This is a genomic window from Sphingomonas sp. SP3 (assembly GCF_058514305.1).
Genome location: NZ_JBZSOE010000001.1, coordinates 73256 through 89369 on the forward strand (window position 1 = coordinate 73256; position 16114 = coordinate 89369).

Below are 16114 nucleotides of genomic sequence, written 5' to 3' on the forward strand. Positions count from 1 at the left end.
CCGCGCGAGATCCGGTGCCCAGAAGTCATCCGGGCAGTGTGTGCCAGACTTCGCGACTTAACCAGTGCCGAGGGCGAAGGCTTAGGTGACCACGACGCTCACATCCGCAGAGCAGGCCGTCGTCCCGGCGTTGCATACCCGATACTGGTAAGTGCCCGGCGGCCTCGTGTCCTCGAACGCGCCATCGTTGGCGGTACTGACGAACTTCACGCCATTACGATAAATGTCGACGTTGGCGGTCGTAGCGCCTGACCATGTCAGCACCGCGCGGGAAGGATTGGTTGCGGCTGTTGCCGCCAGCGAGATCGGGTAGACAACTACCACCGGAGGCTCGTGGATGACGATGTCGCGTCCCGCGTCCGGAAGTCGGGTAATCCGGTAGGTGAACTGGTAATTCCCATCCCCGCCCGTCGGCCTGATCGTGTAGTCGGTGGATGCGCCCACGGTGGGTAGTGCCGCAACCAGATCGGCTTGAGGCATGGTGATTTCGGCATGACCGATCAGATCGTCACCCGAGCACAGGCCATGCGAGAACCAATAATCGCCCGGCGCGAAATCGCCGTAACAGAAGTTGGCGAACGGCGGCGGCGCTGTATCATTCTCCCACAAAGCAACGCGGAAATGGACGTCGGTTACGCCATGGTCACAGGTTGCCTGGGGTTGGATGCACGAGAGCGCCGGCTTGAACGCGAAGGTTTCACCCGCGTCGACGTTGTAGAACCAGGCGCTCATCACGCCGGCGGTCGTGAAGTCGGACATCAGCACCTCGACCTCATCATTGCCCGGCCAGTTGGTATGAGTTTCGTGGACGGCGTGGATTTTCACCGCCGTGACCACGAATTGCGGGCGCTTGAGATGAAGGCGCCCGTCATCGAGCGGTTGGACGAGCGCGGCCGCCGGCAGGCACAACGCGACTACAGACAGAATAGAAAGGAAGATGCGAGACAGGCGATTACAAGGCATGGCTTTCCTCCCCTTAAGGAAAGTGACGCAGCGCGAGTCCGCTCGCTATTTAACATAGGTCAGCAATGCGGCCCAATCTTGCGGCGTCGACTAATCCATTTCTCACATCACTGTGACCGACACGTCCATCGAGCAGAGCCCGGTCGCCGGCGAGCGCGGGAGGCTCGACCTGTGGATAAGTCGCGTTAAATTCCCGTTCAGCGACTCGGGGACGGGTCAACGCTTCAAGGGGGGCCCGAAGCGAATGGAATCCGACGTTAGATTTTTCCGCCGCAGGGCGAATGAGGAGCTGGCGGCGGCCGGTCGGGCAATCACCCCGGCCGCGCGCGAGCGCCGGCTGATCTTGGCCGACGCCTTCCTCCAGCGATTGAAGGCCGTCGAAGCGTCGAGCGAGCCGCAGATGGCATTCGTCGCCGACCGTCCGGCGTTCGACTGGCGACGCAGCGCGTAAGTCACCCGTTGCTCAACATATGGTCTGCCAGGCTGTAGCAATGGCTCGCCTGGTAAGCGTTGCGACCGCGGTTCATGTAGGTGAGGTTGAAGCGGCGGATCGCGCGCAACCCGTGTGGATGGGCGATGAAGGCGCGGATCGAGGGTGCGCCCTTCACCTTGACCCCGAAGATGTCCGCCTTCCACGGGAAATGGCTGACGTCCTCGGCTCGCTCGACGCAGCTTTCGAGGAGGTCCGTGTCGATCTGATCGATCTCAGTTGAGCCGTCGCGGGTGAAGTCGGACAGATGGAGGACGAAGCGGGCGCGCAGGGCGTCCCCGTCCGGTTGCAGCGCGAATAATTCCATCCAGCTGGCGTTGACCCGGGCGAAGGTCTTGTCGGTGCTCGGCAGGCACGACACTGACCAGTAGAAGCGCTCGGTCGTGCGCGGGAGGGGGATGCAGCGCTCAGCGTAGGCCTTGAGGATGTCGAGCACGTCCTCGGCCTGCGGATGTTTGAGCAGTTTCTCCAGCCGGCCGGCATATTTGAAGCGCTGTTCGAGGTCGTCGGATTCTGGGCGATCGCCGTCCGGCAGTGGCGCGCCGTCTAGCCAGGCCGCCTGTTGCTCATCGTCGAGGAATTGGCGCAGACCTTTGACCGAAGGGATCATCAAACCCCGTCAGCGGCGCTTTGGCGGGTCGCGGCCGAGGTCCATCAGCAGCTTTGTGAGCAGGTACAGGCGCGGCGTCAGGGTCGTCAGGTCGAGATATTCCTTGTCGGAATGGAAGCCGCCGCCGACCGGGCCCAGCCCGTCGAGCGCGGGCACGCCCGCTTCATAAGCAAGCGCCGATTCCGAGGCGCCGCCATTACCACCGCGGCCGATCTTGCGGCCGATGCCGGCGTAAATGGCTTCAGCCCGCGCCGCGAGCGCGTCCGTCGCCGGGTTGCTCGCGAGAGGCGGGAAGGCGGGCGTGCGGGAGACGGTGACCGCCGTGTCGGACACGGCAGGCTTCGCCGCATTGGCCCGGAACGCCTGATCGACCTTATCGAAGTCCGCCTTGTCCCGGACGCGAACGTTGATCGCGGCAGAGGCATTTTCCGGAATGATATTCTCCCGGCTGCCGGCGCTCATCAAGGTCAGGTTGGCGGTGATGCCGTCGCCCGACTTGGGGAACACATCGTCGGCCTGCACCTGGTGGATGAGCTCGACCGCGGCATTGCGCCCGTCCTGCGGCGCGACGCCGGCATGGGCCGCGCGGCCCTTCACGTCGATATGGAAGGTGGTGCTGCCCTTGCGCCAGACGGTCAGCACGTCGGGTGGGTCGCCGGGCTCGAGGTTCAGCTCGACATCGGCGTCGGCGACCAACCGCTTGATCAGCGCCTGCGTCCCCGGCGAGCCGCGCTCCTCCGATGTTTCGATGAGGAAGGTGATCTGGCCGAAGTCCCTGAAGCCGAGGTCGTGGAGGATCTGGAGCGCGTAGAGCCCTTCGATCACGCCGCCCTTTTCGTCGGAGACGCCGGGCCCGGTGGCGCGGTCGCCGTCGGTCCGGAACGGCCACTTGGCGACCGTGCCCCGGCCGAAGACGGTGTCGATGTGGCCGATCATCAGGATGCGGCCGCGGCCTGTTCCCTTGAGGGTAGCGACAGTGTTCTCGGGTAGATCCGGCGCTTCGGCGGCGACGGTCTCGACCTCCATGCCGAGCGCCTTGAGGCGCGGGACGAGCACGCTTGCGACCTTGCGCCCGCCCTCGACGTCGCCGGTCCCGGAATCGACATTGACCACCTGCTCAAGCATTTCGAGCTGCGCCGGGCGAAGCCGCTCCGCCGCGGCCCAGACCTTCGCGTCCTTGCCCTTGGCGATTGCCGGCGTCGCGACCGCCGCCAGCAGGCCCGCCATCAACATAACTGTCCGCATCGTTCCCTCCCCAGCGTGTCGCGCGTCCGAGCTGCGCGTTTGACTTGGTTCTAATTGCTAGGTGCGGGTGGCGATAGGCAACGAAATCAACTGCGTTGGGTGAATGCAGTGAGCCGGCCGAGCATTGAGCCCAGCAGACCGTCGAGCGCGGCCCTGCCTGTCTCCGTTAGGCGAAGAAGCCACGCCCGGCCATCGCTGGGGTGCCGCGTGCGTAAGATCAGTTTTTTCGAGCACAAATAGTCGATCCAGCGCAGCCCGCTCGATTGCGGCACGCCCGACAGGTCAGCCAGCTTAGCGAGAGTCACTTCGGCGGATTCGTCCGCGATATACAGCGCAAGCAGCATGTCGAAGGCTGGCTCGCCCAACATCGCCGGATGCAGGAATTCGCAGCGGTCACGGCGAAGCGCAAAAACCAGCCGGCCAAACTGCAACAGGTCCGGTGCCGAATGTTCGGGGCCTGCTTCCGGAGCACGCGCAGACGCTTCAACCAGTGACGAGAGGACGCGCTCTACGGATTCAAGATCTCCGGGAAGAAGCTTAACGGTTTTGATCAGCAATGTGGTGGCTCGCGAGTGAGGAGAGGGCGCTGCCTATCAGCAGCACGCGCCGGCCAAAAGACTTAAATTCCAGTTATTTAGCGCCTAACTAGCAGAGATCGTTAACAGGCGTTAGCGAAGCTGTGCCCTGATGCACCAGCAACCCAGGGCAACCAGGGTGACCAACGCGATCGCAAGCAGGCCGCGGGTAGACAAAGCAGCGATATCAATCCCGAAAAGCGCCTGCTCACTCGTTACCAGATCGTGCATCGGTTAGTCCCGATCCGCATTGGGCGCCGCGCGAGCAAGCCGGGCGATTTGATCAAGCATCGGGGCGGGTACACGCTCCGCCCTCATGAGCTTGAGTAGTGCGTCAGTCATCGAAAGCTCCTCGACCACTGGCTTGGTCCAGGCGCGCTTCAGCTGCTTGGCCGGTTCGATGCGGCTATGTCGGGTCAAAACGTGTCTCCCTCTCGTCTTCGACCGAGAGCAACACCCTAACCTTGGTTAGGGACGCATGTAGCACCAACACGGACCGAACTCGTGCCACGTTGGGTGAACCTTCCGCGTTGCGGAACGAACGTTGGGCATTAACGTAGGTTGAGCATGGACGGGAGCGGCGACAACGAGAAGCGCCTGGTGCGCACGGTAAGCCTCAATGACTCCGATATCCTGGCAGTATCTGAATTGCTCGGGCAGCTGGTCAACCGGTCGCAACCACAGGTTGGCGAAGCCGCCGCGGCCGGACCCCAGCAAACAACCGACACTGATTCGCAGCGGATCGCGCTGGCCAAGGCGATTCGCCGGGCCCGGCTGCGCCGCACGAACTATGTCAGCAAGGCAATGCTGGGCGAGCCGGCGTGGGATATGCTGCTGGCGCTTTACGTCAACGACCGCGATGGGCCACGGCTGAGCGTCGGCCGGTTGGCGACATTGTCCGGCGCGCCGATGACGACCGCGCTCCGCTGGATCGACTATCTGGCGAAGGAGCGGCTGATCTGCCGTCACGCGCATCCCACGGACCGGCGCTCCGAAATCATCGAGCTCACAGACCGCGCTCGATCCGCTTTGGAACAATACCTTTCCGAGACACTCCAGGATCGGCCCTAGACCTAAGGCCGTATATCCCAGCACAGCAGGCCATGTATCCCGGCACCCGCTGGTGATACAAAGGTAACGAGCCCAAGTGGGGGCGGGCTCAGGCTCGGGAGGCGTAAGATGTCTAGTAATGACATCGAGTTGGATTCGGCTGCCCATGGGGACGCCAGACTTGCATTGGATCATTTGCGGACGGCGCAGGAGCTGATCGACAAGCTCGATCGGCCAGAGATTGGCGCGCGCTTGCAAGAGGTAATTGAGGCGATGAACGACGGGCTCGCATCCGGGCCCGACTAGGCGTCGATCGGCTTTTCATACCGTTCCCGGCGTGCCGCGATCGGGCGCGAAGTACACGAAGTACACGCCCTAACGCGCGCGCGAGGATGCGTCGTCGCCGTCATCCTCCAGGTCGCCGAGCTGCCAGTCGAGCTCCTCCATGGCTTCGTCGCGGTCGGGTGGCTGCGGCCCATCGAGGCCTGGCGGCGGGATGAGCTCGACCGGCGGCGGCAAGCGGTCGAGGTGCGACCCGAAGCGCAGCGGGCGGCGATAGCGCAGCAGGAACATGCCGAGCCGCTCGTCATGGTAGCGCCACTCGCCGACCTGTTCGCCCTTGTAGAAGACCGGGCGCCTAACGCCGTGGATCGCGCGCGACAGCATTGCCGTCTCGAGCCTGCTCATCGCACAATCGAGCGCCGCGTCCCACGCCAGGCGGAAGGATTTCGCGGAAGCGCGTGAGCGCAACTTGTAGGCGGAGCCATAGGTCATGCCGACCACGGCGCACGACTCGCGCACGCAGCCGCACGCAGCGAGCGCGGTCAGGAAGCGGGTCTGCCGCTCGACCGTCCAGCCGTCGTGACGGATGGTGGTGGTGGTGGTGGTGGCGGAGGAGGGGAGGTTAGCGGGTGGTTCGTTTGTATCGCCGTACATCAACCAAATTGGAACATAGAAGAGGGGCTGTAGGAAAGGATGTTTTGAATCGCCCCGGAAACAGTTGCTTACTCCCTTGCGATCAGGCGAGACGGCGCTACCCTTATCTTTCGTTAGCCCACCATTAGGTTTCGCGGACATAGCCGAAGAAGAGATCCTGGCCTTCATCCAAGGAAGCTTTCCGTCAGTGTGGGCGATTGAGCTGGCGCTGCTGTTGAGACGCGACGGTCGCGTGTGGTGCCAGCAGGATCTGGTATCGGGCCTGCGTGCCAGCGAAGTGGTTGTGGCGAAGACCCTGGACGCCCTATTGGCTGCCGGCTTGGCGTCGATCGACGAGGCCGGTGCGCGCTACGCCCCGGCCAATCTAGATGTGCAACGATGCATGGAGCGGGTCGAGGAACTCTACCGGACCCGGCCAAACTTGGTCAGGCGCACCATCGTCACGGCAAGTGCGGGCAGCGCAGTGGCATTCGCTAATGCGTTCAAGATACGGAAGAACGGGGATGACTGAATTCTTCGCGGGCGCCGTATACCTCCTCTGCTTGGTCACTAGCGCCGCGTGCGCGGCACTGTTGGGTCGGAGCTACAAACGATCCCGGATGAAGTTGCTGTTTTGGAGCAGCCTTTGCTTCTCGCTGCTTGCGGCAAACAATCTCGTCCTGGTCGTCGACCTCCTGGTCTGGCCGAACGTAGACTTGCAGCTACCGAGGCTGTTGTTGTCTCTAGCCGCGATCGCGTCGTTGATCTGGGGCTTTGTCGGGGAATCGGAAAAGGATTGAGGACATGCCCATGTACGATTTCCTGTCCGGTGCCGTCGCGTTCGGCTTCCTCATCTCCGGTCTGTTCTTCTTCCAATTCTGGAAGCGAACCCAGGACGGCTTTTTTGTTGCGTTCGCGCTGGCTTTCGCATTGCTCGGCCTTGGCCAAGCAGCGCAAACGCTGGCGAATCTGTCGAATGAAGAGCGCGGCTCAATCTACCTGTTTCGCCTCGCGGCCTTCGCGCTAATCCTCATCGCGATCGCGCGAAAGAACAAGGCGAGCGCCTAGCCCCCGTCCCGCAGGTTCAAGAGGCGGTCTGACATGGTTGGCCCACTTTCTGAAGGACCCGTGCGATACTGCCGCCCTGGACCAGCACCGAAAACAGCACCACGACATAGGTCACGGTCAGGACCGCCGTCCTTGGCTCGCTGACCGGCAAGGACAGGGCAAGGGCCACCGAGATTCCGCCGCGCAGCCCGCCCCAAACCAACGTCACCAACGCTGGGCGGCCGGTCAGGGTGCGCATCGCCGTCAGTGGGACCGCGACCGATATCATCCTGATGAGAAGCAGGAGCGGGATGGTCAACGCGCCAAGAAGCAGCAGGATTGGGCTTGGCGAAATCGCGATGATCTCGAGGCCGATCAGCAGGAACAAAACGGCATTTAGCAATTCGTCGATCAACGCCCAGAATTTGAGGACATGATCGCGGGTGATTTCGCTCATCGCTTGAGCAACGCCAGCGTTACCAATCAACAAGCCTGCGACGGCCATCGCCACCGGCCCGCTCACGCCCAGCGCATGCCCAAACGCATAACCTCCCATGACAATTGCAAGGCTGATCATCAGCTCCACATTATATTCGTCGATCGCTTTCATGGCGGCGAGGCCGACCCATCCAATCGCAAGTCCCAGCAGCACGCCGCCGCCCGCTTGTTTGAGAAATTCCAGCACTGCCGCCGGAGCATCCACGGCCCCGCCTCCCAAGGCAGCGGCGAGGATGATGGAAAAGACGACGACGCCAACGCCATCGTTGAAGAGGCTCTCACCGGCCACTGTCGCCTGCAGGGAAGGCGGGCAGTTCGTGCGCTTGAGGACGCCCATCACGGCGACGGGGTCGGTAGGACTGATTAGCGCCCCGAACACGAGGCACCAGGCGAACGGAATGCGAGTCCCGAGCCAGTTGCTCGCGTAATAAACGGCGCCGCCAATGAGCGCCGTCGAAACCAGCACGCCGATGGTGCTCAGGACGAGGATCGGCCACCGTCCGCGCCGCATCTCAACCCAGTCGACATGAAGTGCTCCGGCGAAGAGCAGGAAGGACAACATTCCATCGAGCAACGTCGTGTGAAAATTGATCCCGGTCAGGAACGCAGCCGCGGTCTCCGAAAGGCCGGCAGCGGGAATGATGAAATCGATGCCAATGACGATCAGCGAAGCGATTGCGCCCATGCCGGTCATCGCCACCGATGCCGGAAGACCGAGATAACGCTGATTGAAAAAGCCGAAGGTGGCGACCAGCACCACCAGAATGGCCGCGGCGTCAAACGGACTGAGACTCATTGGCGGCCCCCACTTGCAGAAATGCCAATTAACGCTCGGCGGGTGTCAGAAGGGAAAATAAATGCGGATAGCGAGCACCCCGACGATCCAGGTGATGAGGTTGAGCGGCAGGCCCACCTTCACGAAGTCGAGATAATTGTACCGGCCCATTTGATAGACGAGCGTATTCGTCTGATAACCGAACGGCGTCGCGAACGCGGCGCTTCCGCCGGCCATGACCGCTACCAGGAACGGTCGTGGACTGGCGTGCACGGCTTCGGCGAGCGACACGGCAACCGGCGTGAATAGTACGGCGACGGTCGCATTGGACAACAACTCCGTTGAGAACAAAGTCGCGCCGTAAACAATGATCAACGCGACGAGCGGGCTCAATCCCTCGAGCATGGCAATCAAAGAATGCGTCGCCGATTCCGCCAGGCCCGAGACCCGAAGTGCGATTCCGAGGACCAGCATTCCCGCGATCAGCATCAACACGTCGGGGCGCAGTCCCCTGTAGGCCTCGTCCGCCGAGATCACCCGCAAGAGGATAAGGAGGACCGCGCCAGCGAATGCGCAGGCGGCGATCGGAGCGACGTCCGCCGCCGCCAGAGCGATTACTCCCACGAAGACGACAAGTGAGGCGAATGCCTTGAGCGGTTGAAACGTGCGGACCGCCGCAAACGCCTCCGTCGATCCGACCTGCCCGCCCGCTAGACCGGCCTTGCGTGAGTCGGAGAGCCGGTCAGGCTCAGCCCTAGAATGATCTTCGCTCGCGATCAGGCGATTGCTGAAAAGCAACAAATAGACCCCGCCAGCGAGGGCAATTGCCAACCCAACCGGAGTGATCTCGAACAAGCCGAATCTGGGCTGTCCCGCCACCGCCGCCATGTCGTTGACCAGGAGGTTGGTCGACGTCCCGATCAACGTACAGCCACCGCCCAGAACGGCAGCATAGGACAGGGGTATGAGATAGGGTTTGGGCGATTGCTGGAGCGACTTCGCGGCATCACGCACGACAGGCGCGGTAAGAACTACGATAGGTGTATTGTTAAGGAAGGCTGAGGCGACCCCCGCGAGGCCAATCACAATCCACAAGCCCGCGCGGCCGATTCTTCGACAAAGCGCGACCAGACCCTTGATCGTTGCGTCGAGCAGGCCCGATAACTCCATTGCATAAGCAATCACGAACATCGACGCCAAGGCCACGATCGCGGGGCTGGCAAATGCGCTCTGGACTTGGATGGGGCGAACTACCCCGGTCAACAGCAGGGCGGCCGCACCGGCAAGTGCCACAACGTCGGACCTGACCTTGTCCCAGATCATCGCCGCAACAACCGCGACCAGCACCAGCATCGTGATCGCCTGGGGCGACAGGATGAACGTCATCTCATGCTCAGGCGTCGATCGCCTCTTCATCCACCGCCGCGGCGCCGTTCTGGATGAATTCGAACCTCAGCGCCGGGTCGCGGCCCATCAGCCGCTCGACGATGTCTCGCGCCGCCTGGCGCTCCTCGTACGGCCCCGGCAGCGTGATCTTGATGAGCGAGCGACTGTCCGGGCTCATGGTGGTTTCCTTGAGCTGGTTCGGGTTCATCTCGCCGAGGCCCTTGAAGCGCGACACCTCGACCTTCTTGCCCTTGAACTCGGTCGCTTCGAGCTCGGCGCGGTGCGCGTCGTCGCGCGCGTATAAGGTCTTGGCGCCGGCGGTCAGGCGGTAGAGCGGCGGCTGGGCGAGGAACAGGTGGCCGCGCCGCACCATCTCCGGCATTTCCTGGAAGAAGAAGGTCATCAGCAAGGTCGCGATGTGCGCGCCGTCGACGTCGGCGTCGGTCATGATGATGATCTTTTCGTAGCGCAGCGCGTCCTCGTTGAACTTGTCGCGCGTGCCGCAGCCGAGCGCGAGGTTGAGGTCGGCGATCTCGGCGTTGGCGCGGATCTTGTCGGCGGTGGCGGATGCGACGTTGAGGATCTTGCCGCGGATGGGGAGGATCGCCTGCGTCTTGCGGTTGCGCGCCTGCTTGGCCGAGCCGCCCGCGCTGTCACCCTCAACGATGAACAATTCGGTGCCTTCGGGGTCGTCGGATGAGCAGTCGGTGAGCTTGCCGGGGAGGCGGAGCTTGCGCGCGCTGGTCGCCGTTTTCCGTTGAACTTCCCGCTCAGCGCGGCGGCGCAATCGTTCTTCCGCGCGCTCGACGATCGATCCGAGGAGGGCGCGACCGCGGTCCATATTGTCGGCGAGATAATGGTCGAAATGGTCGCGGACGGCGGCCTCGACGAAGCGCGCGGCCTCGAGGCTGGTCAGGCGGTCCTTGGTCTGGCTCTGGAAGTGCGGGTTGCGGATGAACACGCTGAGCATCAGCTCGACGCCGTTGAACACGTCGTCGGCGGTGATGTCCTTGGCCTTCTTGTTGCCGACGAGATCGCCGAAGCCGCGAATGCCCTTGGTCAAAGCGGCGCGAAGCCCCGCCTCATGCGTGCCGCCGTCGGGCGTCGGGATGGTGTTGCAATAATAGCTTTCCGAGCCGTCCGAATAGAGCGGCCAGGCGACGGCCCATTCGGCGGAGCCCTGCGGCGTGCCGCTGGCGTCGGCGGGGAAATCCTGGCGGCCGGTGAAAGGCTGGTTGGTGACGGCGGGGCGATCGCCAAGCTGCTCGGCGAGATGGTCGGCGAGTCCGTTCGCGAACTGGAAGGTCGCGGTCTCCGGCACGGATTCCGACGCAAGCGACGGATCGCAGCGCCAGCGGATCTCGACCCCGGCGAAGAGATAGGCCTTGGAGCGGGCGAGCTTGTACAGCCGTTCCGCCGAGAAAGCGGCGTCGGCCCCGAAAATCTCCGGGTCGGGGGTGAAGGTGACGGTTGTACCGCGCTTGTTGGGCGTCGGGCCGACGGTCTCCAGCGGGGAGACGGCGGCGCCGCGAGCGAAGCGCTGGCGGTACAGCGTCTTGTCGCGCGCAACCTCGACGACGGTCTCGGTCGAGAGCGCGTTGACGACGCTGACGCCGACGCCGTGGAGGCCACCGGAGGTCGAATAGGCCTTGCCCTCGAACTTACCGCCCGAGTGCAGGGTGGTCATGATGACCTCGAGCGCCGACTTGCCCGGGAACTTGGGGTGCGGATCGACCGGGATGCCGCGCCCGTTATCGAACACCGAGAGCGTGTTGCCGGTGCCGAGCGTCACCTCGATGCGGCTGGCGTGGCCGGCAACCGCCTCGTCCATCGCATTGTCGATGACTTCCGCGGCGAGATGGTGGAGCGCGCGCTCATCGGTGCCGCCGATATACATGCCGGGGCGGCGGCGGACGGGCTCGAGCCCCTCCAGCACCTCGATGGCGCTGGCGTCGTAGGCGTCGGCGGTGGTTTGGGCGGAAGACGAGAAAAGATCGGACATTTGCGGTTTGCTATATGCCCCCGATTCCGGCCCTGCCAAGGAACGGCCAAGGTTTATCCACAGTTGAGGGCATGATAAGCGAGTGCGTCAGCCAGCTTGGGGAGCCGGACATGATGAAAGCGTGGGTTGCATTGGGAGCTTTGGGTCTGTCGGCAAGCGCGGCCGCCCAGCTCGGACCAGTCAGTTCCGAACCTCAGGCCGGCATGACCGCTCCTGCCAAAGGCGGCGCCAGCGAATCAATCGGACCTGGAGCGGCGGCCTGGGCGAAGAGATTGAATGCGCAAGGGCAGATGCCCGAGCAGGACTATATCGACGAGCTCTCGCGGCAACTGGCCAGCGCGCAAAGGCTCGTCGGTGCGCCGCTGACGGAGAAGGACCGCGGCCGCATCCGGAGTGCGGTCAGCAAGGACCTGATCGCCTGGCGCAAGCAATATGACCCGCGCCGCAAGGACTATAGCGCGATGCGCGCGAAATGGCTGGTCGACGAGGATAAGCTCTCACCCGAGGGCTGGGCGAAGCAGCGGGTCGACTGGCTCCGCGCGCAGCAGGAATGGATCCTCGCGCAGCACCGCGGCTGAGGGTCTTGAAAAGCTAAAATCGCGTTCCAAAATTTGGTCCTGCCGGGCGCCTCTTTAGGGCTCGGTGACGGGGTTCGGCCCCGCTGGGGCCATCCTCGCCTTGCTCATCAAGAGGAGGACAAAATATGCGTAGTGCTTTCGACTTTGCGCCGTTCCGGCGCTCCACGGTCGGTTTCGACCGCCTGTTCGACATGCTGGAGAACAGCAGCGCCGGGCAGACCCAGGAAAATTATCCACCCTTCGACCTCATCAAGCTGGGCGACAACGACTATCGCATCGAGCTGGCGGTGGCCGGGTTCAAGCCCGACGAGATCGACATCACCGCCCAGCAAAACGTGCTGATCGTCTCCGGCCGCAAGAGCGAGGAGAATGAGCAGAAGGGCCAGGACTACATCTATCGCGGTATCGCCAACCGCTCGTTCGAGCGGCGCTTCGCGCTCGCAGACCATATCCAGGTCAAGGGCGCGGATCTGAAGGACGGGCTGCTTGCGATCGAGCTGGTCCGCGAAATCCCCGAGGCGATGAAGCCGCGGAAGATCGATATCGGCGGATCACAGCGCAGGCAGGTGGAAAAGCCCGCTTCGAAGCAGACCGTCGATGCCGAGGCCGAGCACGCTTAAGCGCGCTGACTAAGCCTAATGTTTGCGAGGGCCCCGGAACTTTCCGGGGCCCTTTTTCATGCGGCCTTTTTCAGCTCAGCCACGCGCTTGGTATCGAGCTCGGCGACGAGCTTGCCGTCCTTGCCGAGCGTGATGGTCCAGACGCGGGCCTTGGGGTCGATGGTGGCCGTCACGGTTGTTGATCCTTCATGATGTGCTGAAGCGCGTCGGCCAGAGCGTCGGCCGTATCGGGGCCCGACGGCTGGCCGCAGAACGAGGCGCGGATGATGGTCTGCCCGCGCCATTCCGCGGTGCGGAGGAAGAAGTCGCCAGTCGCATTCAGCCGGTCGCAGACTTCCTCCTCGCGGCCGTCGACCGTGATCGCGACCTGGTTGAGGACGACGGGACCGAGAATGCCGACGCCTGGGATCGCAGCGCATCGCTCGGCGAGGCGAGCAGCTGCGGCGCAATGGCGTTCGACCATCATCGCAATGCCGTCGCGCCCAAGGGTCTGGAGCATGGCCCAGGCCGAAAAGCCGCGCGCGCGGCGCGATAGTTCGGGAACGTAATTGGCCGGGTTGCGGCCTTCCTCGTCCGTCCCGTTGAGATAGCCTGCCGCCTTGGTCATGGCACGGCGATGAGCGGCGGGATCGCGGACGATCGCAAAGCCGCTGTCGTAGGGCGTCTGCAGCCATTTGTGGCCATCGGTCGCCCAGCTGTCGGCTAGTTCCACATCCTGTGCGAGATGGCGGCGGGCCGGGGCGGCGCGGGCCCACAAGCCAAACGCGCCGTCGACATGATGCCAGGCGTCGAGCCGGCGCGCGACCTCGGCCGCAGCGGCGAAATCGTCGAAGGCGCCGGTATGGATGTGGCCAGCCTGCGAAATGATAATCGTCGGGCCGCTGACCTTGGCGGCGGTCGCGCGAAGCGCGTCGGCTAACATCACTCCGTCGGGGCCGGCCTCGACCTCGACGATATTGTCGCTGCCGAACCCGAGGTAACGAAGCGCAACCTTGTTGGAGACATGCGCGTCGGCGCCGATCAGCACCGTCACGCGGGGCGCGCATTGGAGGCCGCGCTTGTCGACATCATAGCCGATGCGGCGGAGCACTTCCGAGCGCGCGACCGCGAGGCAGGTGAAGGTCGCCATCGTCGCGCCGGTCGCGAAGCCCACGGAGCTTTCGCGCGGGAGATCGAGGAGGTCGAGCAGCCAGGTCGAAACGACATCCTCGCAGGCGGCGGCAGAGGGCGACGTCTGGTACAGTCCCGCATTCTGGCCCCACAGCGACGTTAGCCAGTCTGCGGCGACACCGGCTTCGTGCGACGCGCCAATCACCCAGGACAAAAAGCCTGGCTTGGTCGAGCCGACGATGCCGGGCTCGGCGGCTTCGACGAGGTCGGCGAGCACATCACGCGCCGGTCGACCCTTGTCGGGAAGCCCGATGTCAAAGCCGCGCTTGAGCGCTGCGGGATCGGTCGCAAGATCGAGCGGCGTTTCGCTGTCGCGATAGCGCTCGGCATAAGCCGCGAGGTCGAGCAGCAGCGAATTGTCACCGCCGTTGATGGCTGACTGTCTCATGGGGTCGTTCACCAGAGACGCGTAGCGGCAATTTCCCGCCGGGCCATCATCAGGAACAGCGGATCGGCGAGGTCGCTGGCGAGATCGTCGCCATTGTCGTTGGCGCAAAGAACAGAATCGCCCGCGCCAACGGGCGTTTCGGCAAACGAATGCTGGCCGACGATGTCGGGAAAGCGGGGATCCATCAGGAGATGTTTCATCACTTGTTCCTTTGGTTTTCCCGGGCGCGCCTCGAGGGGAGGGGAATATTCGGCGGCGCGCCCGGGAAGATGGGTCAGCCGACCTTGATCGTGCCCTTGAGGCGGATCGGGCGGCTGATGTTGAAGTAGTTGGGTGAGGTCTTCATCACGGTCTGGTGGATCTCCTCGAACTGTTCGGGAGTGCCGCTGCCCTTGATGCGAACCTCATATTCGACGTTCTCGTAGCCCGGCGCGACGGCGTCGCTGAGGCCGAGGAAGCCACGCAGGTCGAGCTCGCCGCGAGTTTTGATCTCGAGGCTTTCGAGCGTGATGCCGTGCACCGAGGCGCCGGCGACGTAGCCGACGGTGATGCAGGCATTGAAGGCGGCCATCAGCAGCTCTTGCGGATTGGGCGCGCCGTCTGCCCCGAGCAGCTCGCACGGCTCATCGGCGACGATCTTGTGGTTGCGTGCGATCCGCTCGCCGCCGAGGGTGTAACCCTCGACGGTGGTTTCGCTGCGGGTCTGGCCCGTCCAGCGAGTGGTGACGTCGAAGCCGACGATCGCCTTCTTCGCGTCCTCTTTGATCGCTTCGACGGTCTCGCCGAGCGCGGCGAGATCAAGGCCGTTGACCCGGCTCTTCACGGTATCAAGCATGATATTTTCCTTAGAAATCGAGGATCAGGCGAAGACCGGAGCGACTTCCGCGAGACGCTTCGCAGCGTTCGGCGAAATGGCTTCGAGGGTCGCCTTGAAGCGTTCGTGGACCATGCCCGAGCCGATGTAGGTCCAGCGCGCGGCCTGGTGCTGCTGGGCGATGATCTCATCGCGGTTCTCGACCTTGCGGCCGATCGCCTTCTCAAGCGCGTCGAGGTTGAACTCGGCCTGGGTCTTGAGCCCGTTGTCGAGGAAGCCGCCGATCTCGAGGAACTCGTCGATCGCCCTGTCGAGCTCGGCTTCGCTGCGCCCTTCGGCCAGCGCGTCGACGATCAACGTATCGAGCTTGGCGTGCTGCGCTTCTTCCATCCAGTGATGCTTCATCAGGCTCTTGAACAGCGGGTCGATGTCGCCATCGTCGCGGATCGAGCCGAGATAATGCTGCTGCGTCATCCACTCGATCATCAGGATGACGAGGCCGACCGCGAGCGGATCGTGGCGAAGCACTTCCGCTCCGATCGCTTCCGACGGGCCGATCATCTGGCATTCCACCGGGAAGCCGCGAACGAACGCGTCGTGGAAGCGCTTGAACAGGTGGATGTGCTTCGCTTCCTCGGTCGCGAAGTTGAGGATTGCGCGAACCCGCCAGTCATCGCCCAAGAGGTGCGGACGGGCATGGTCGACCAGGAACGGCAGGATGAATTCTTCAACCACGGCGAAGATGGTCAGATACTGGTGCGCGCTGATCTGGTTGAGGATGCGCTGCTCGAACGGGTTGAGCGTGTCGAGCACCGCCGTCCGGGCCAGGCTCTCGGGCATGAAATTGCGCGAGAAATCCAGCTCCTGATCGGCGCCAAGCACGTCGTCCAGCTGCCACTGGGCGCGGAGCGACGAAGCGAGCGTCGCTTCATAATTGAAGTCATGATACATTTGAAAACCCCCTTGATCAGATATGAAGGATCGCCGG

22 protein-coding genes are annotated in these 16114 nt (G+C 63.4%); 8 read left to right on the forward strand and 14 right to left on the reverse strand.

What is annotated here, in order from left to right; translation table 11 throughout:
- Positions 1-81: 81 nt before the first annotated feature.
- Positions 82-963: a hypothetical protein gene (locus tag AC4K8G_RS00405; protein WP_491732214.1), complete on the reverse strand. Its 882-nt coding sequence runs from the start codon at positions 961-963 to the stop codon at positions 82-84.
- A gap of 112 nt (positions 964-1075) precedes the next feature.
- Between AC4K8G_RS00405 and AC4K8G_RS00410 the strand changes: the two genes are divergently transcribed.
- Positions 1076-1414: a hypothetical protein gene (locus AC4K8G_RS00410; protein ID WP_491732215.1), complete on the forward strand. Its 339-nt coding sequence runs from the start codon at positions 1076-1078 to the stop codon at positions 1412-1414.
- A gap of 1 nt (position 1415) precedes the next feature.
- Here AC4K8G_RS00410 and AC4K8G_RS00415 read toward each other — a convergent pair whose 3' ends face one another.
- From AC4K8G_RS00415 to AC4K8G_RS00435, 5 genes are all read right to left on the reverse strand, one after another.
- Positions 1416-2063, reverse strand: a complete 648-nt coding sequence (locus AC4K8G_RS00415) for a hypothetical protein (RefSeq protein ID WP_491732216.1) — start codon at positions 2061-2063, stop codon at positions 1416-1418.
- 9 nt (positions 2064-2072) lie between these two features.
- Positions 2073-3308, reverse strand: coding sequence for a glutamate carboxypeptidase (locus AC4K8G_RS00420; RefSeq protein WP_491732217.1), 1236 nt, complete (start codon positions 3306-3308; stop codon positions 2073-2075).
- A gap of 86 nt (positions 3309-3394) precedes the next feature.
- Positions 3395-3865, reverse strand: a complete 471-nt coding sequence (locus AC4K8G_RS00425) for a MarR family winged helix-turn-helix transcriptional regulator (protein WP_491732218.1) — start codon at positions 3863-3865, stop codon at positions 3395-3397.
- A 111-nt stretch (positions 3866-3976) separates the two neighbouring features.
- Complete coding sequence (locus tag AC4K8G_RS00430; protein ID WP_491732219.1) at positions 3977-4114, reverse strand: hypothetical protein; 138 nt, start codon at positions 4112-4114, stop codon at positions 3977-3979.
- Between the two features lie 3 nt (positions 4115-4117).
- The gene (locus AC4K8G_RS00435) at positions 4118-4303 is read right to left on the reverse strand and encodes a hypothetical protein (protein WP_491732220.1); all 186 of its coding nucleotides are present in this window, start codon (positions 4301-4303) and stop codon (positions 4118-4120) included.
- A gap of 147 nt (positions 4304-4450) precedes the next feature.
- On the opposite strand from AC4K8G_RS00435, the gene AC4K8G_RS00440 reads away from it, so the two are divergent.
- On the forward strand, positions 4451-4954 hold the full coding sequence (locus tag AC4K8G_RS00440; RefSeq protein ID WP_491732221.1) for a hypothetical protein: 504 nt from the start codon (positions 4451-4453) through the stop codon (positions 4952-4954).
- Between the two features lie 108 nt (positions 4955-5062).
- A complete protein-coding gene (locus AC4K8G_RS00445; protein WP_491732222.1) occupies positions 5063-5239 on the forward strand; it encodes a hypothetical protein in 177 nt (58 codons plus the stop codon).
- 69 nt (positions 5240-5308) lie between these two features.
- Here the strand turns inward: AC4K8G_RS00445 and AC4K8G_RS00450 are convergent, their stop codons facing one another.
- Positions 5309-5869, reverse strand: coding sequence for a hypothetical protein (locus tag AC4K8G_RS00450; protein ID WP_491732223.1), 561 nt, complete (start codon positions 5867-5869; stop codon positions 5309-5311).
- 187 nt (positions 5870-6056) lie between these two features.
- On the opposite strand from AC4K8G_RS00450, the gene AC4K8G_RS00455 reads away from it, so the two are divergent.
- Genes AC4K8G_RS00455 through AC4K8G_RS00465 form a run of 3 tightly spaced genes read left to right on the forward strand, consistent with a single transcriptional unit; the run spans position 6057 to position 6916 of the window.
- The gene (locus tag AC4K8G_RS00455) at positions 6057-6380 is read left to right on the forward strand and encodes a hypothetical protein (protein WP_491732224.1); all 324 of its coding nucleotides are present in this window, start codon (positions 6057-6059) and stop codon (positions 6378-6380) included.
- Positions 6373-6648 carry a DUF5985 family protein gene (locus tag AC4K8G_RS00460; RefSeq protein ID WP_491732225.1) on the forward strand — a complete coding sequence of 92 codons (276 nt, stop codon included), beginning with the start codon at positions 6373-6375 and terminating at the stop codon, positions 6646-6648. The genes AC4K8G_RS00455 and AC4K8G_RS00460 overlap by 8 nt, the downstream gene beginning before the upstream one ends.
- 4 nt (positions 6649-6652) lie before the next feature.
- Positions 6653-6916 (forward strand): DUF5985 family protein, encoded by a 264-nt coding sequence (locus tag AC4K8G_RS00465; protein WP_491732226.1) that lies wholly within the window; start codon positions 6653-6655, stop codon positions 6914-6916.
- A 16-nt stretch (positions 6917-6932) separates the two neighbouring features.
- Here AC4K8G_RS00465 and AC4K8G_RS00470 read toward each other — a convergent pair whose 3' ends face one another.
- The 3 genes from AC4K8G_RS00470 to parE are packed head-to-tail and all read right to left on the reverse strand — an operon-like array spanning position 6933 to position 11556.
- The gene (locus tag AC4K8G_RS00470) at positions 6933-8189 is read right to left on the reverse strand and encodes a cation:proton antiporter (protein ID WP_491732227.1); all 1257 of its coding nucleotides are present in this window, start codon (positions 8187-8189) and stop codon (positions 6933-6935) included.
- A gap of 45 nt (positions 8190-8234) precedes the next feature.
- Positions 8235-9584: an SLC13 family permease gene (locus AC4K8G_RS00475; RefSeq protein WP_491732228.1), complete on the reverse strand. Its 1350-nt coding sequence runs from the start codon at positions 9582-9584 to the stop codon at positions 8235-8237.
- Positions 9562-11556 carry a DNA topoisomerase IV subunit B gene (parE, locus tag AC4K8G_RS00480; protein WP_491732229.1) on the reverse strand — a complete coding sequence of 665 codons (1995 nt, stop codon included), beginning with the start codon at positions 11554-11556 and terminating at the stop codon, positions 9562-9564. The genes AC4K8G_RS00475 and parE overlap by 23 nt, the downstream gene beginning before the upstream one ends.
- A 110-nt stretch (positions 11557-11666) precedes the next feature.
- Between parE and AC4K8G_RS00485 the strand changes: the two genes are divergently transcribed.
- Positions 11667-12134: a hypothetical protein gene (locus tag AC4K8G_RS00485; protein WP_491732230.1), complete on the forward strand. Its 468-nt coding sequence runs from the start codon at positions 11667-11669 to the stop codon at positions 12132-12134.
- Positions 12135-12259: 125 nt separating this feature from the next.
- Positions 12260-12754, forward strand: a complete 495-nt coding sequence (locus AC4K8G_RS00490) for an Hsp20 family protein (RefSeq protein WP_491732231.1) — start codon at positions 12260-12262, stop codon at positions 12752-12754.
- Between the two features lie 169 nt (positions 12755-12923).
- On the opposite strand, the gene AC4K8G_RS00495 is transcribed toward AC4K8G_RS00490, so the two are convergent.
- From AC4K8G_RS00495 to AC4K8G_RS00510, 4 genes are all read right to left on the reverse strand, one after another.
- Positions 12924-14312 carry a pyridoxal phosphate-dependent decarboxylase family protein gene (locus tag AC4K8G_RS00495; RefSeq protein ID WP_491732232.1) on the reverse strand — a complete coding sequence of 463 codons (1389 nt, stop codon included), beginning with the start codon at positions 14310-14312 and terminating at the stop codon, positions 12924-12926.
- A gap of 8 nt (positions 14313-14320) precedes the next feature.
- Positions 14321-14512 carry a hypothetical protein gene (locus AC4K8G_RS00500; protein WP_491732233.1) on the reverse strand — a complete coding sequence of 64 codons (192 nt, stop codon included), beginning with the start codon at positions 14510-14512 and terminating at the stop codon, positions 14321-14323.
- A gap of 74 nt (positions 14513-14586) precedes the next feature.
- On the reverse strand, positions 14587-15147 hold the full coding sequence (locus tag AC4K8G_RS00505; protein ID WP_491732234.1) for an OsmC family protein: 561 nt from the start codon (positions 15145-15147) through the stop codon (positions 14587-14589).
- A 24-nt stretch (positions 15148-15171) separates the two neighbouring features.
- Positions 15172-16077, reverse strand: a complete 906-nt coding sequence (locus AC4K8G_RS00510; RefSeq protein ID WP_491732235.1) for a diiron oxygenase — start codon at positions 16075-16077, stop codon at positions 15172-15174.
- Between the last annotated feature and the right edge of the window lie 37 nt (positions 16078-16114).

Bases quoted from the DNA above. Each gene is read 5' to 3' on its own strand.
- AC4K8G_RS00405 (WP_491732214.1), bottom strand. From the start codon at position 963: ATGCCTTGTAATCGCCTGTCTCGCATCTTCCTTTCTATTCTGTCTGTA.
- AC4K8G_RS00415 (WP_491732216.1), bottom strand. From the start codon at position 2,063: ATGATCCCTTCGGTCAAAGGTCTGCGCCAATTCCTCGACGATGAGCAA.
- AC4K8G_RS00420 (WP_491732217.1), bottom strand. From the start codon at position 3,308: ATGCGGACAGTTATGTTGATGGCGGGCCTGCTGGCGGCGGTCGCGACG.
- AC4K8G_RS00430 (WP_491732219.1), bottom strand. From the start codon at position 4,114: ATGCACGATCTGGTAACGAGTGAGCAGGCGCTTTTCGGGATTGATATC.
- AC4K8G_RS00440 (WP_491732221.1), top strand. From the start codon at position 4,451: ATGGACGGGAGCGGCGACAACGAGAAGCGCCTGGTGCGCACGGTAAGC.
- AC4K8G_RS00445 (WP_491732222.1), top strand. From the start codon at position 5,063: ATGTCTAGTAATGACATCGAGTTGGATTCGGCTGCCCATGGGGACGCC.
- AC4K8G_RS00450 (WP_491732223.1), bottom strand. From the start codon at position 5,869: ATGTACGGCGATACAAACGAACCACCCGCTAACCTCCCCTCCTCCGCC.
- AC4K8G_RS00460 (WP_491732225.1), top strand. From the start codon at position 6,373: ATGACTGAATTCTTCGCGGGCGCCGTATACCTCCTCTGCTTGGTCACT.
- AC4K8G_RS00465 (WP_491732226.1), top strand. From the start codon at position 6,653: ATGCCCATGTACGATTTCCTGTCCGGTGCCGTCGCGTTCGGCTTCCTC.
- AC4K8G_RS00470 (WP_491732227.1), bottom strand. From the start codon at position 8,189: ATGAGTCTCAGTCCGTTTGACGCCGCGGCCATTCTGGTGGTGCTGGTC.
- AC4K8G_RS00475 (WP_491732228.1), bottom strand. From the start codon at position 9,584: ATGAAGAGGCGATCGACGCCTGAGCATGAGATGACGTTCATCCTGTCG.
- parE (WP_491732229.1), bottom strand. From the start codon at position 11,556: ATGTCCGATCTTTTCTCGTCTTCCGCCCAAACCACCGCCGACGCCTAC.
- AC4K8G_RS00485 (WP_491732230.1), top strand. From the start codon at position 11,667: ATGATGAAAGCGTGGGTTGCATTGGGAGCTTTGGGTCTGTCGGCAAGC.
- AC4K8G_RS00490 (WP_491732231.1), top strand. From the start codon at position 12,260: ATGCGTAGTGCTTTCGACTTTGCGCCGTTCCGGCGCTCCACGGTCGGT.
- AC4K8G_RS00495 (WP_491732232.1), bottom strand. From the start codon at position 14,312: ATGAGACAGTCAGCCATCAACGGCGGTGACAATTCGCTGCTGCTCGAC.
- AC4K8G_RS00500 (WP_491732233.1), bottom strand. From the start codon at position 14,512: ATGAAACATCTCCTGATGGATCCCCGCTTTCCCGACATCGTCGGCCAG.
- AC4K8G_RS00505 (WP_491732234.1), bottom strand. From the start codon at position 15,147: ATGCTTGATACCGTGAAGAGCCGGGTCAACGGCCTTGATCTCGCCGCG.
- AC4K8G_RS00510 (WP_491732235.1), bottom strand. From the start codon at position 16,077: ATGTATCATGACTTCAATTATGAAGCGACGCTCGCTTCGTCGCTCCGC.